Genomic DNA, 13,372 nt, shown 5'->3' with positions numbered 1-13,372 from the left:
CCCCTGCCCCGGCACAGCCCGGGGCAATGTTATTATTTCCGCATGACACCATCACCGATTTCCCTGGCCCATGCCGCCGACCTGCCCCGTTTGTTCGACGTCTGGCACCTGTCCGTACGCGCCACCCACGATTTCCTCGCCGACAGCGATATCGCTTTCCTCATGCCCTTCGTTCGCGATGAGCTGGCCAGAGTGACGGCCGAACGCCTGCTGCACGTGCTGCGCGATGCCGATGGCAGCGCTTACGCTTTCCTGTGCGTCGAGCACGCCAAGATCGAGATGCTGTTCGTGCATCCCGATCAACGCGGCAGCGGCGCCGGCCGCACGCTGGTCCAGTACGCCATCACGGCCTTGGGCGCCACGGCCGTCGACGTCAACGAGCACAACACGCAAGCGCACGGCTTTTACCGCCACCTGGGTTTTATCGGGGAAAGCCGCTCGGAATGCGACCCCTTTGGCAAGCCTTTCCCCATTTTGCACCTGAAACTGGCCGAAAACGGCTGAAAACTCACCAAAAACCACCAAAACAGGCCGCTAACGCAAAAGTGGCTACCAAACCGGTAGCCACTTTTTTTACGCCTGTATCAGCCGTAATTTACTTTTTTGCCGCCGCCAGCGCTTGCGCGATCCAGCCGTCAAACTTTTGCTGGTGGTACTTGATCCAGCCAGCCGTATGGCGCGCGATATCGGCTTGCGTGTTTTCGCCGCGGCGCATGCGCTCGTTCTGCGCATTGATGTCCGCCACGGGCAATTGCATCACCTCGAACAGCTTGGCCGCGGCCGGATTTTTCTCCGCCCAGGCCTTGTTCGATACGATGCGCGCCGTGTTGACGGCAAAACCGTAATCGCTGCCATCGTCGAGGCGGGTATTCACCTTGTCCGGATTGGCCGAGAACGGCACTTTCAGCCAGACCACGTCCTTGCCCGGCACCAGCACGCCACTGACCCAGTACGGCGTCCACGTGTAGTACAGGATCGGTTCGCCGCGCTTGTAGCGGCCCAGGGTGTCGGCGATCAGGGCCGCATAGCTGCCCTGCACGTGCGTTACCGTTTCGCGCAGTTTGTACGCATCCATGTGATTCTCGATCAGCGCTTCGCAGCCCCAGCCCGGGTTGCAGCCCGTCAAATCGGCCTTGCCGTCGCCATCGTGGTCGAACAGCTTGGCCAGGGTGGGATCGCGCAACTGGTCGATATTCGTGATGTTGTATTTCTCGGCAGTCGCCTTGTCGATCAGATAACCTTGCGCCGCAGGACCCGCATACTGGCCCGTGCGCGACAACTTGGCGTCGCCGCCCGCATTGTTATAGAAATCCTTGTGCATCGGGTCCCAGTGCACGGCCATGAAGGTGGCGTCGCCGTTGGCGATGGCGATATGCGCGGTCGGGTATTCCACTTCCTTGATCGGCTGCACTTCGTAGCCGAGCTTTTCCAGGGCCTTGTCGACCAGCATGGTCTGGAAGGTTTCTTCCGCAATCGAGCTTTGCAGCGGCTGCACCTTGACGCCCTTGCCGGGCAGCGCGTCAGCCGTTGCGGCCGGCGCCTGCGCCATGGCCAGGCTGGTGGTCAGGGCCATGGCGGCGATGGCCAGGGCGGAAAACAGCTGGAACTTGCGTTGCGATTTTTGCGTCACTTTAAAATTGTCAATTTGATGCATGTAAATCCTTTCTTATTGTACGTTGGCCAGCGTTGCTTGCTGTTCAACATTATTTTTCTCCGTGTTGCCGCGCACCAGGCGCAGCACGAAACCGGCGGGACCCGTCTGGTACCAGTGGCGCACGCCGCGGCGTGGCTGGCCCATCGCTTGCGTCAAGCGATCCAGGGTGATGGCCAGCAGCACGATACCGAGCCCCCCCACCGTTGCCAGGCCCATGTCCAGGCGGCCGATGCCGCGCAATACCATCTGGCCCAGGCCGCCCACGGCGATCATCGAAGCGATCACGACCATCGACAGCGACAGCATCAGCGACTGGTTGATACCGGCCATGATGGACGGCATGGCCAGCGGAAACTGCACGCGGGTCAACAACTGCCACGGCGAGGCACCGTAGGCGCGGGCCGCTTCGATCAGGTCGGGACGCACCTGGCGGATGCCGAGGTTGGTCAGGCGCACCAGCGGCGGCAGGGCAAAGATGATCGTGACGATCACGCCCGGCGCATTACCGATACCGAACAGCATCACCACCGGCACCAGGTAAACGAAGGCGGGCGTCGTCTGCATGGCATCGAGCAGGGGGCGCAGGATATTCTGTGCACGGTCGCTGCTGGCAAGGAAAATACCGAGCGGCAAGCCGATGGCCAGGCAGAAGGCCAGCGACGTCAACACCAGCGACAGGGTCGTCATGGCTTCCGGCCAGATGCCCAGCATCGACACGAGCAGCAGCGCCAGCACGGTGCCGATGGCCAGGGTGCGGCTCGTAAATTGCCACGCCAGCAAGCCGATGATGGCGATCACCGTCAGCGACGGGGCCGCCAGCAGCACGCCTTCCACGCCGGACAGCACGCTGTCGATGGGCGCGCGCACGGCCTGGAAGAAGGGGCGAAAATGGGCCACGACCCAGCCCAGGCCCTGGTTGATCCAGCTTTCCAGCGGCAGCGAACCGTCGAAAATCTGCGTCAGATGAAAGCCGGCCGCATGTTCCGGCTGCACGGCGGGTGCGGCGGCGTCGAGCCAGGCGGTGCTGGCGTCGGTGGGCGGCGTCAGCGCCCAGGGATTGATCTGGGCGGCCTGTTCAACAACAGGTTCTACTGTGGAAACGGTGCTTGGGTTCATGCTTGTCCTTTCTGTTGTTGTTCGGCTATGGCTGGCGTGTCGCGGTCGAGGAACTTCAGCAAGGTCGTCTTGCTGATGGCGCCGCGGAAGCTGCCGTCATTGGCCACCACAGGGACGGCGTAAGGCAGTTGCGCCACCTGGCCGAACAGGCCGGCGACGGGCTCGTCTGCATCGATGGTCTGCACGTCGGGCAGATAGGCATGCGCCAGGCCCAGCGGACCCACATGGCCGTCGAGCGCACTGCGCAGCGAATCGGCCGAGACGACGCCGAGGAACTTGCGCTGCGGATTGACGACATAGGCAAACGCGCGATCCTGCTCTTCCAGCATCGACAGCGCGGCGCGCGAACCGCGGCTCGGCGATTCCGACACGACGATCTGGCTCTTGCGGGCAATATCGCTGGCCTTGAAGACGGCCGCCGCATCGACGCCGCGCACGAAGTTGCGCACATAATCGTTGGCCGGCTTGCGCAGGATTTCTTCCGGCGTGCCCACTTGCACCACGTGACCGTCTTTCATGATGGCGACGCGGTCGCCGATGCGCATGGCTTCATCGAGGTCATGCGAAATGAAGACGATGGTGCGGCGCTTGATTTGCTGCAAACGCAGCAGTTCCGATTGCATTTCCGTACGGATAATCGGATCGAGCGCGGAAAACGCTTCATCCATCAGCAAAATCGATGGATCGCAAGCCAGCGCACGCGCCAGGCCCACGCGCTGCTGCATGCCGCCCGACAATTCGTCGGGATAGCTGGCGCCGTAGCCGTCCAGGCCCACTTGCTCCAGTGCTTGCTGGGCCAGCGCATGGCGCTCGGCCTTGGGCATGCCGGCCAGTTCCATGCCGAAGGCAGTGTTGTCGAGCACGGTAATTTGCGGCAGCAGCGCGAACGACTGGAACACCATGCTGATGTCCTTGCGGCGCAGGGCGCGCAGCTGGGCGTCCGGCAAGGTATTGATGTCGTTGCCGTCGATCAGGATGCGGCCGGCGGTGGGCTCGATCAGGCGGTTCAGCATGCGCACCAGGGTCGACTTGCCCGAACCGGACAGGCCCATGATGACGAAAATCTCGCCCGCTTCAATGGTAAAGGTGGCGTCGAAGACGCCGATGGTGCAGTCGGTCTTGGCCAGGATGTCCTGCTTGCTGGCGCCCTGACGGACGAGTTCAAGTGCTTCTTCTGGCTTGTCGCCGAACACTTTGAACACATGGTCGATAATGATTTGTTTTGCCACGATGTGGTTCTCCCTCGATTTGACGAATGGATTGAAACCCAGCAAGCCTGCTAGCTTGCGGCGGGAATCAGCAAACCCTGTTGCGTCGGCTACGCCACGGCGCACAATGCGCACGGGAGCGACAGGAAACAGGGGGTGACACGCGTGTGACCAGCGGATGGCCAAAGCCGGTGCCGGGGTGCCGTGTGCGTGCTAAAAGAGGCTGTGGTTCAGGACTTTTAACAACGCTAGCGCCATGCAAATACATGGCACCAAATGTATTTGACCGAAAAAAAATCGACCAAGCTACTTTTAAACTGGATGCGGGTGTAAAACCCGAAGAATTATTCACCACTCAGCGAGCGGAGAGTACTGCGAAGCAGAAGGTGAAACGCGGTGTAGCTGTTGTAAATATGACTCAAGTATAACGCAAAAAGCCATCAAAGTCCAATGGCTTTCCAAATAGAAATGTGCTAGCAATGTTCGCCAGCGTACAGTCGGACGTAAAAAAGGCGAAAAGCGACATGTTTTCATCGTCTTTTCGCCCATCGCCGCGACATGCTCCCTAGCACCAAACAGGGCGCCAGACAAGCGGGCCAAATGCCATCAAACTGCTTCGGTAAACACCTTGCGCATTTTCTCGGCAATCTTGCCTTCAATCGTGGAGGCGAAGGCGCTGAGCATGAAACCCAGCTTGATTTGCAGTTGCGCCTGCTCTTTTTCCAGGGTCAGCGAACCATCGACGCCGCTGCGCTCGAAGCGCAGCACATCGCCATCCCAGGCGCACGCCAGGTCATATTCCTGGGCCAGCTTGTCGGCCACTTGCTGCGCCGCTTCGCGCGCCTTTGCTGCTGTCAGCTTATGTTGCTGAACTATATTTATATCCGCCATCAAACGATCCTTTTATTATAAAAACGGGGGCAATACGGCCAGCATCATACCAGCCGCCATGCGGCGGGCACGGCCGCAGCGGGCGCCGGACGGCCAAAAAAGCCCGTCCTTCCCGCGCATCGTTTGCGCGGAATCAAACCGGATGCGCCCAAGCGGGACGACTATTCCAGTTCCAGTTCCAGTTCCAGTTCCAGTTCCAGTTGCGCGTGTCTTGGAGAACTACCATGGACCAGAAAGTCATCGTGCCGGTCGAAGCCGTCCTGACCAAATGCGTGTCCCTGCCCGTCGGCTATGTCCCTACCCCCTCGGCGCCCTACCGCCAGCACCGCAAGAATGCGCAACTGACCCTGCAGCCGGGCCCGCCCCGCCTGACGGAGGCAACGGTGCGCAACCTGGCCGCCGTGCCCGTCGGTTCACGCGTGCTGATCTGGAAGCAAGATCCGTCCGTCAGCGACCTGGGCACCCGTAAAGCCTTTTTGCCCGGGCTGATCCTGCAAGGCCCGCGCGACGCGCGCATCACGTTTGGCGAACCGGGCATCGCGCAAGTCAGCCCGAATGCCTTCGGCGACTTCATCGTCTCGCCCAACACCGACCAGTTCGACGCCGTGCACACGTTTGCCATCGTGCGCATGACGCTCACCATGTACCAGCGCGCGCTGGCCAGCAACGACACGGCGCCGCCCCTGCCCTGGCAATGGAACAGCGCCAGCAATACGGCACCGCTGCGCGTGTTCCCGCATGGCTTGCCCAATGTCATGAATGCGTATTACAGCCGCAGCGACAAGGCACTCAAGTTCGGCGACTTCATCCCCAGCGGCGCCACCGAGCGCGTCTACACCTGCCGCTCGCTCGACATCGTCTCGCATGAAACGGGGCACGCCGTGCTCGATGGCCTCAAGCCGAATTGGCTGCTCAGCAACAATCCGCCGCAAACGGGCGGCTTGCACGAATCGTTTGGCGACCTGACGGCCATCTTCCTGGCCCTGTCGCAGCTGGACCAGGTGGAAGCGGTGATCGCGCAAACGAAATCCGACCTGCACGATAAAACCTTCCTGGCCGACCTGGCGGAGCAGTTCGGCCTGGCCTTGGGCCGGCCGAATGGCTTGCGCAATGCCGACAATGACATCAAATTGTCGGAAGCGGGCACGGAAGTGCACGCCATCTCGCAAGTGTTTACGGGCGCCATCTACGACATCCTGGCCGACATCTTTGCCCACGAACGCCAGCCCCAGCTGGAAGACGATGCGGCCGTCCTGCACCGCTGCGGCGACTACCTGCGCAGCCTGGTCCTGCGCGCGCTGGTGGCATCGCCGGACCAGGCCGCCACCTATGCCGACGTGGCCGGCCACATGCTGACGATCGCCCAGGCCGACGGCAACGGCGCCTACCTGGACTTTATCCGCAACAGCTTTACCGTGCGCGAAGTGCTCAAGGCCAATGCCATGACGGAGGAGGGGCAAATGACATTTGCCCCCGATATCGTCGACGAAGACGGCGCCGTGCAAGACCGGCGCGCCTGCTGCGGTACCATGAACCATGCGGAATACAGCGAATCGGACCAGTTGCTCGAAGCGGAGCGCGAAGCGCTGGCCGCCTGGTGCCGCAGTTACGGTCCCCGGTAACCAGTCCCATGCAAGGCAGCGCACCGGCGCGTCCGCTTCAGGCCAGCCGCAGCAGCGGCAGGCCATGACGCGGCCCACACCACCCACAACAGCAAGGAGCAGCATGAAAATTTCAGCCCGCAGCAGCGGCGGCTTTGCCGGCCTGAGCGAACAGTATGAGATCGATACGCAAGCCCATCCCGCTGGCCCCAGGCTGGAAGCGGCACTGGCCAGCAGCGGCTTTTTCACGCAGCCGCAGGCCACGGATGAACAGGTGGGCGCCGATATTCCCCGCTGGCAGATCACCGTCGATGCGCCCACCGCGCGCCGCACCATCACGTTTGCCGAGGATGGCAGTGCTGAAAATGCACGATGGCAGCAATTGCTGGCGCAAATACGCGCCAGCGCCTGAGTGTTCCGGCACTTATTTGTGCCGATCTTGATTTGAGTAAAACAAAAACACCACACGGCAAGCCAGCACATCCCCCGCCCTGCCCCCTGCAGCATCGGGCGACTGTCGCGTTCTTGCCGCGTTCTTCATGGCAACGTCCCGGATAGTCGCTGAATTGCCCGCTCTGCGCGGCAATGACACTGCCAAAAAATGAATTTGCTTATATGTATTGTATATAAGCGGGATTTGTGAGAAATAGCGAATTGCCTTAAAATACAATGCTTTGCTTTAGTATGCGCCGCCGAGGTTCCTGCAGGCGCTACAGCACCTCCCCCAAATTGATAGGACTGTTATGACCCACGTTGTCACCGAATCCTGCATCGCCTGTCGCTATACCGACTGCGTCGATGTCTGCCCGGTAGATTGTTTCCGGGAAGGCCCGAACTTCCTGGCAATCGATCCGGACGAATGTATTGACTGCGCCGTCTGCGTGGCAGAGTGCCCGGTGAACGCGATTTTCGCGGAAGAGGACGTGCCGGGCGACCAGCAAGCCTTCATCAAGATCAACGTCGATCTGGCCCGTAACTGGCCTTCGATCACCAAGACGAAAGCTGCCTTGCCGGAAGCGGAGCAATACAAGGACGTCAAGGACAAGCTCGACATGCTGGTGCGCTAAGCGCACGGCAGCTGCGGCGGCAATTCCGGCGGGGATGGATATTCTTCCCCGCAGGGGCGTGGCGGCAAAAAAACAGACAAAAAGCAGCGGAAACGCTGCTTTTTTTGCTTTTAAAGCATCGTTGCAGCTCTATCCACGTAACTGTGGCGCGCTGTCACAACTATGCGCAAACAGTGGACCTATGCGCGGTAAAGCACATTTTGTCCTCAACAAATATCGTAAAATTGGATTATGATATTTGAGCCGATATTGGCGCTTGGAATCAAACAAGGACTCTATATGCTTTACCAACTGCACGAACTGCAACGCTCTTTCCTCACTCCGGTGATGCAATGGGCAGACATGTCCTCCAAGTTATTTACCAACCCGGTTTCCCCTCTGGCCCACACCCCGTTTTCGCAACGCATCGCAGCCGGCTACGAGCTGATGTACCGCCTTGGCAAAGACTACGAAAAACCGCAATTCGACATCAAATCCGTTCTCGTCCAGGGCGAGAGCGTCGACATACGCGAACACGTTGTCGTGACAAAACCGTTTTGCCGCCTGATTCACTTCAAAAAAGAAGCCACTGGCTTGCAACAGCCCAAAGTTTTGCTGGTTGCCCCCCTGTCCGGTCACCACTCGACCCTGCTGCGCGATACCGTGCGCGGCTTGCTGGCCGAGCACGATGTCTACATCACCGACTGGACGGACGCGCGCATGGTACCGCTGACGGAAGGCCCGTTCCACCTCGATGACTACATTTATTATGTGCAAGAATTCATCCGCCTGCTGGCGCCTGATTTGCACGTGATTTCCGTCTGTCAACCGACCGTGCCCGTGCTGGCCGCCATCTCGCTGATGGCGACGGCAAAAGATCCGCACATGCCGAAAACCATGACGATGATGGGCGGCCCGATCGACCCGCGCCGCTCGCCGACGCAAGTAAACAACCTGGCGACGGAAAAGAAGTTCTCGTGGTTTGAAAACACCGTGATCTACGCGGTGCCGCCGAACTACCCAGGCTTTGGCCGCAAGGTGTATCCGGGCTTCCTGCAGCACGCCGGCTTCATCGCCATGAACCCGGGCCGCCACGCGCAAAGCCACCGCGAGTTCTACATGCACCTGGTGACGGGCGATGACGAGCCGGCGGAAGGCCACCGCCAGTTCTACAACGAGTACAACGCCGTACTGGACATGCCGGCCGAGTACTACCTGGAAACCATTAAAACGGTTTTCCAGGAATTCAGCCTGCCGAAGGGCACATGGAAAGTGGGCGGTCAGCTGGTGCGTCCGCAAGACATCACGAACGTGGCCCTGTTTACCGTGGAAGGCGAGCTGGACGACATTTCCGGTGCCGGCCAGACGCAGGCGGCGCATGATCTGTGTTCGGGCATCCCTGCCGACATGCAGCAAGACTTCGTGGCGCCGAAATGCGGCCACTACGGTATCTTCTCGGGCCGCCGCTGGCGCGAGATCATTTGCCCGAAGATCGGCGAATTCATCCAGAAACACGGCTGATACACGGCATACCCATCGAAACGCCACGCCAGTTCATACTGGCGTGGCGTTTTCTTTTATGCCTCGCTCATGCCCGTTCGATTTTCACCGTCGGGCGCGTATTGACAAAGATTTGCTCGACCCTTGGCTCGCCCGGTCCCGGCTTCTTCATCGCATAGCCGTTCACGGGCTGCGAACGGTTCACCCACAGCGCGTAATACAGGTGGTCGGCGCGCGGATCTTCCGTATTCGGGTGGATCAATATCGTCAGGCCCAGGCTGTTGAGCTGCAGCCACGGCACGATCACCGGTAACAGGTCATTCGTAAAGCCAAAGTAAAACGACGGCGTCACGTGGGGGCCGCGCGGCTCCAGATTCCAGTCGCCCAGCTCGATCTGGAAGCGCTCGGCCGCCCACTTGCGTATCAGCGCCGCCTTCTGGTAACTGTCTTCGTCAAAATAGATATGCGCGTGATAACTCTCGATATCCGTGTAGGCGCGCGGCTTGCTCGGCAAGGTTTCCTCGCCGGGGCGCACGCTGACGGGGCGCGGCGTGGGCGCCGTATCCGTATGCTCGCCCCATGGGCTTTTACCGGGTGGCGGCTTGACTCGTTTTACCGCGCCATCCTGCGCCAGCGCCGTCCCCGCCAGCCCCGAGGCGGCCAGCGCCGCCACCAGGCCGCCGCCGCGCAAGACCGTGCGGCGCTGCGGCGAAAGGAGACTGGCCCATTCCAGATCGATGGCGGCGTGTTGATTGTGTTCAGACATAGGATTTCCTGTTCTTGATGAGAGGTAGAGGATGGGGAAAATCAGAACGAGACGGTGGCGCGGGCGTAGTAATAGCCGCCCAGCACGCCCAGCGGTCCCGAGTTGTCATACGCGCCCGCGTACTGCGCCAGGCTGGCGGCGCTGCGCGCTTCGCGCGGCACCTGGTTCGGCTTCTGGTCGAAGACATTGTTGGCGCCCACCGTCACGTTGATGCGCTTGCTGATGTCGTAGCCGACGCTGACATCCGTCACGAAGGCCGCTTTCAGCTGGTAATCGCCGCCCGTAATGGCGTTCAGGCGCTTGAGCTTGCCGTAGCGCGTCTCGCGTACATTGAATGTCCAGCCGGCTTTTTCATACGCCAGCGTGAGGATTTCCTTGTCGCGCGGCGCGCGGTACAGCAAGTCGTACTCGGCCGATTTGCTCAGGGTGCCGATGTTCGGCAAGCCTTGCAGCACGGCGGGAAGGTCCGCCTTGCCCACCAGGCTCGTATGGTTGATGTTCGCGGCCGCCGTCCAGCGCAGCTTGCCGTCGGCCACGCGCAGCACATCCTCGGCCGTGAAGTCGATGCCGCGCGTGCGCGTGTCGCCCACGTTGGCAAAGTAATGCGCGACGAGGCCATTGCCCACCGTCAAACCCGCCGAGCGCAGCAGGTTTTCAATGACGCCCGCTTGCGCCGCCGTCAGCGGCCGGCCACTGCCATCGAGCGCCATGCCCGAGCTGCGGTCGATGCCGATATTCGACGACACGCCCAGGCGGTCGCTGACCTTGATTTGATACGCGTCAACGGCAAGGCGCAGGGTCGGCGTGGGGTTGAAGGTCAACCCGGCCGACAGATTCGTCGATTTTTCAGGTTTTAACGCTTGCGCGCCCAGGGCCCGCGCGGCAACGGAATTGGGCTGTGCCAGGGTGTAGGGCACGCCCGCATGGTCGGACGTGTTCGAATATGACTGCGTCACCAGGCTAGGTGCATGGAAACCGTTGCTGACGGTGCCGCGCAACGCCACGGCGGGCGTGACGTCATAACGGGCGGACAAACGGCCCGTCGTCTTGCTGCCGAAATCGGAATATTTTTCGGCGCGCAAGGCCGTGTCGAGCAGCCATTGCGGCGTCAGCTTCGCGCCCAGGCCGACGTACGCCGCATAGCTGTGGCGCGCCGTGTCGGACGCATCGACGGGCAGGTAGCCAGCCAATGCCGACGAACCGCTGCCCTGCCAGGAAGCGGGTTCGCCCGGGCTGCGCTGCTGCGTTTCATGCGAGTACTCGAGACCGATGCTGAGATCGGCCGGCTCGCTCAAGCCCAGCTGCACGGGACGGCGTGCGTCCGCATTCGTCGTCGAGCGGCTGTAGCGCTGATTGCCGATGTCAAAATTCGTCTTGCCGCCCGGATAAGCCAGTGAATAGTTGGCCGAGTGCTCCACGCCCACGTCGATATCGTCGCGGCCATACGTCGTGCTCAGGTCCCAGGACCAACCGGCCGTCTCGCCCTTGATGCCGCCCGTCAAGGAAAAGTCGTTTTCGCTCGTCGTTTCATACGGCGTGAAGCCGTCGGGATACACGGCCAGCAAGCCCTTGTTGTTATTGAAAATGGTATTGGGCAGGCGGAAATTCTGCGCCGAGCGGGCATTGCGGTGCGCGTAGGTACCGAAACCGTACAGTTGTACTTCGTTCGACACGTCATAGCCAAGATTGGCGCTGAGCGAGGCGGTCGTGCTTTGCGGCACACCCGTATTGCGCCAGGGATTGCTGTTGCGCGTCGCTTCAGCCGGGTTCGGCGAGGCGCCGGCCGGCAAGCTGTTGTTCGGCCCCAATTTGACCAGCTGGCCATCGCTGTTGCGCACGGCCGGATACGACAGGTAGCCGGGATTCAAGCCGAAGTTACGCACGGCAATGCCCTGGCGCTGGACTTCGGCGCCGAAGTGGGCAAAGCCGTGTTCGCCCAGGCGCGTGCCGCCATCGATGCGCGCGGAACCGTTCGTGCCGTCGCCATCGTAGGTGGAACCGAGCTGCGTGCTGAAGCTGCCCTTGTCATCCGCTTTCAGGATGATGTTGATGACGCCGGCGATGGCGTCGGAACCGTAGATGGCGGAGGCGCCGTCGCGCAGGATTTCCACGCGGGCAATGGCACCCGTGGGGATCAGGGCCAGGTCGGTGGCGACGGAGCCGGGAAAGCCATCCTCATTGACGATGGCCGTCGTATGCCGGCGCTTGCCGTTGACCAGCACCAGGGTATGCGATGGGTCCAGGTTGCGCAGCTGGCCCGCGCGCACGATGCTGCCCAGGTCGGGCTGCACGCGGGCCGGCAAGTTAAACGATGGCAAGGCCGTATCGAGCGCATCGAGCAGGTTCAACTTGCCCGTGGCCTGCAATTGCTGCGCGCTGATCACGTCGATCGGCGCGGCGCTGTTGGCCACTGTGCGGCCCGTGCCGCGCGCACCCGTGACGATGACGGTGTCCAGCGGCGCTTGCGCATGGGCCGCGCCAGGCGCTCCCAGCACGAGCACGGCCAACGAGACGGCGTGCGCCAATTGCAGCAAACGGGGGACGGGCTCTTGCTTGTGAATCAATTCCGGCATACGAAAACATCCTTTCAAAGTCGTCAACACAGTGGCTGCAGACTAAAGGATGGACAAACAAACAAGAACGAATGGTTTCGTATTTAGATATTTCGTTTTGGCAACGAACAACAGCGGCGCGCAGTGTCAGGGATGAGCTGTCGCCGCCGCCAGGCTCTGATCGAGCCGCTTCCAATAATCGCGTTCGAGGCGGGCCGTGTCGATATCGCGCGCCGCCTCATTGAAGCGCTTTTGCCGGGCTGCCCCCTCGGCATCGCGCTGGAAGCACACATGCACGGGGCGCTCCTTGAAGACGGTATCGATGATGGCGATGCGCTCCCGTTCAGCTTTGCTGAAGTTGCGTCCCATCAGCAAGTGCTGCAGCACATGGCGCTCGATGACGATCACGCGATAACGCTTGATCAACAGTTTCTTCAGATTCGTCGCGTCGTTCAAGCCCTCTTCCGTCCTCAGCTCGCCGCGCGCCACCATGCCGTCGAATTGCTCCCCATTCGAATAACCGGCCACGGTGCCGATGCGCAGCTTGCCCAGATCAGTCAGGGCGGCGCCGGGCACGCCATCCTCCTTCAGGTAGGCCAGCACACCTTGCGTGTTACCAACCGGAACAGAAAAATGACAAAGTTTTTCCCGTTCGGGCGTGCGCCAGACGGCCAGGAAACCGGCGTAGCGGGGACTGGCCAGGCCAAACTGCATGGCGCGCTTCCAGGGAAAATACTCATATTTGACGACATAGCCCATGCGTTCGAAGACGGCGCTGACCATGGCGCCCGACATGCCGTCGGCAGGCAGGCTGCGGGAAATAAAGGGAGGCCAGTCTTCCGCCGCGAAGCGGACGATGCGCGAGCTGGCAGCGCCCGGCGCCGCCATGGGAGAGCCAGCTTGCCCGTATGCAAGGGCAAGTGTGGAGTGCATGAATAAACAGAAGGGCAAACCAACTGTCCGGAGGAAACGCATGTTTTGCTCCTATGACCTGGTACGCCTCACAGGGGGCGACAACAGGACTGGCGGTCGGCTTTT

13 protein-coding genes are annotated in these 13,372 nt (G+C 61.1%); 6 read left to right on the top strand and 7 right to left on the bottom strand.

Annotation, left to right across the window (positions count from 1 at the left end; genetic code table 11):
* Positions 1-42: 42 nt before the first annotated feature.
* A complete protein-coding gene (locus AC3RCG_RS06410; protein WP_492404512.1) occupies positions 43-504 on the top strand; it encodes a GNAT family N-acetyltransferase in 462 nt (153 codons plus the stop codon).
* Positions 505-595: 91 nt separating this feature from the next.
* Here AC3RCG_RS06410 and proX read toward each other — a convergent pair whose 3' ends face one another.
* The 3 genes from proX to proV are packed head-to-tail and all read right to left on the bottom strand — an operon-like array spanning position 596 to position 3,999.
* Positions 596-1,654: a glycine betaine/L-proline ABC transporter substrate-binding protein ProX gene (proX, locus tag AC3RCG_RS06405; RefSeq protein WP_492404514.1), complete on the bottom strand. Its 1,059-nt coding sequence runs from the start codon at positions 1,652-1,654 to the stop codon at positions 596-598.
* Positions 1,655-1,666: 12 nt separating this feature from the next.
* Entirely contained in the window at positions 1,667-2,770 is a 1,104-nt protein-coding gene (gene proW / locus AC3RCG_RS06400) for a glycine betaine/L-proline ABC transporter permease ProW (RefSeq protein WP_492404516.1), read from the bottom strand.
* On the bottom strand, positions 2,767-3,999 hold the full coding sequence (gene proV / locus AC3RCG_RS06395) for a glycine betaine/L-proline ABC transporter ATP-binding protein ProV (RefSeq protein WP_070219346.1): 1,233 nt from the start codon (positions 3,997-3,999) through the stop codon (positions 2,767-2,769). Before proV ends, proW begins: the two co-directional genes overlap by 4 nt.
* A 245-nt stretch (positions 4,000-4,244) precedes the next feature.
* Between proV and AC3RCG_RS06390 the strand changes: the two genes are divergently transcribed.
* Positions 4,245-4,406, top strand: a complete 162-nt coding sequence (locus AC3RCG_RS06390) for a hypothetical protein (protein ID WP_162995550.1) — start codon at positions 4,245-4,247, stop codon at positions 4,404-4,406.
* A gap of 178 nt (positions 4,407-4,584) precedes the next feature.
* Here AC3RCG_RS06390 and AC3RCG_RS06385 read toward each other — a convergent pair whose 3' ends face one another.
* Complete coding sequence (locus tag AC3RCG_RS06385) at positions 4,585-4,869, bottom strand: polyhydroxyalkanoic acid system family protein (RefSeq protein ID WP_070219270.1); 285 nt, start codon at positions 4,867-4,869, stop codon at positions 4,585-4,587.
* Between the two features lie 224 nt (positions 4,870-5,093).
* Here AC3RCG_RS06385 and AC3RCG_RS06380 point away from each other — a divergent pair, with 224 nt between their 5' ends.
* The 4 genes from AC3RCG_RS06380 (at position 5,094) to AC3RCG_RS06365 (ending at position 9,037) form a co-directional block, all read left to right on the top strand.
* Positions 5,094-6,491, top strand: a complete 1,398-nt coding sequence (locus AC3RCG_RS06380; protein WP_070219271.1) for a gluzincin family metallopeptidase — start codon at positions 5,094-5,096, stop codon at positions 6,489-6,491.
* A gap of 103 nt (positions 6,492-6,594) precedes the next feature.
* A complete protein-coding gene (locus tag AC3RCG_RS06375) occupies positions 6,595-6,882 on the top strand; it encodes a protealysin inhibitor emfourin (RefSeq protein WP_121668570.1) in 288 nt (95 codons plus the stop codon).
* Between the two features lie 331 nt (positions 6,883-7,213).
* On the top strand, positions 7,214-7,537 hold the full coding sequence (fdxA, locus tag AC3RCG_RS06370; RefSeq protein ID WP_010395176.1) for a ferredoxin FdxA: 324 nt from the start codon (positions 7,214-7,216) through the stop codon (positions 7,535-7,537).
* 279 nt (positions 7,538-7,816) lie between these two features.
* Complete coding sequence (locus AC3RCG_RS06365; protein ID WP_070291132.1) at positions 7,817-9,037, top strand: polyhydroxyalkanoate depolymerase; 1,221 nt, start codon at positions 7,817-7,819, stop codon at positions 9,035-9,037.
* A 67-nt stretch (positions 9,038-9,104) separates the two neighbouring features.
* Here AC3RCG_RS06365 and AC3RCG_RS06360 read toward each other — a convergent pair whose 3' ends face one another.
* From AC3RCG_RS06360 to AC3RCG_RS06350, 3 genes are all read right to left on the bottom strand, one after another.
* Positions 9,105-9,782: a DOPA 4,5-dioxygenase family protein gene (locus AC3RCG_RS06360; RefSeq protein ID WP_492404520.1), complete on the bottom strand. Its 678-nt coding sequence runs from the start codon at positions 9,780-9,782 to the stop codon at positions 9,105-9,107.
* A 41-nt stretch (positions 9,783-9,823) separates the two neighbouring features.
* Complete coding sequence (locus AC3RCG_RS06355) at positions 9,824-12,355, bottom strand: TonB-dependent receptor plug domain-containing protein (RefSeq protein ID WP_492404522.1); 2,532 nt, start codon at positions 12,353-12,355, stop codon at positions 9,824-9,826.
* Between the two features lie 126 nt (positions 12,356-12,481).
* Complete coding sequence (locus AC3RCG_RS06350) at positions 12,482-13,222, bottom strand: substrate-binding periplasmic protein (protein WP_070291129.1); 741 nt, start codon at positions 13,220-13,222, stop codon at positions 12,482-12,484.
* Between the last annotated feature and the right edge of the window lie 150 nt (positions 13,223-13,372).

The sequence above is a fragment of the Janthinobacterium sp. GW823-FHT01H08 genome (assembly GCF_058797855.1).
Note: the sequence above shows the minus strand (reverse complement) of the source record. Positions and strands in the feature narration are given on the sequence as shown.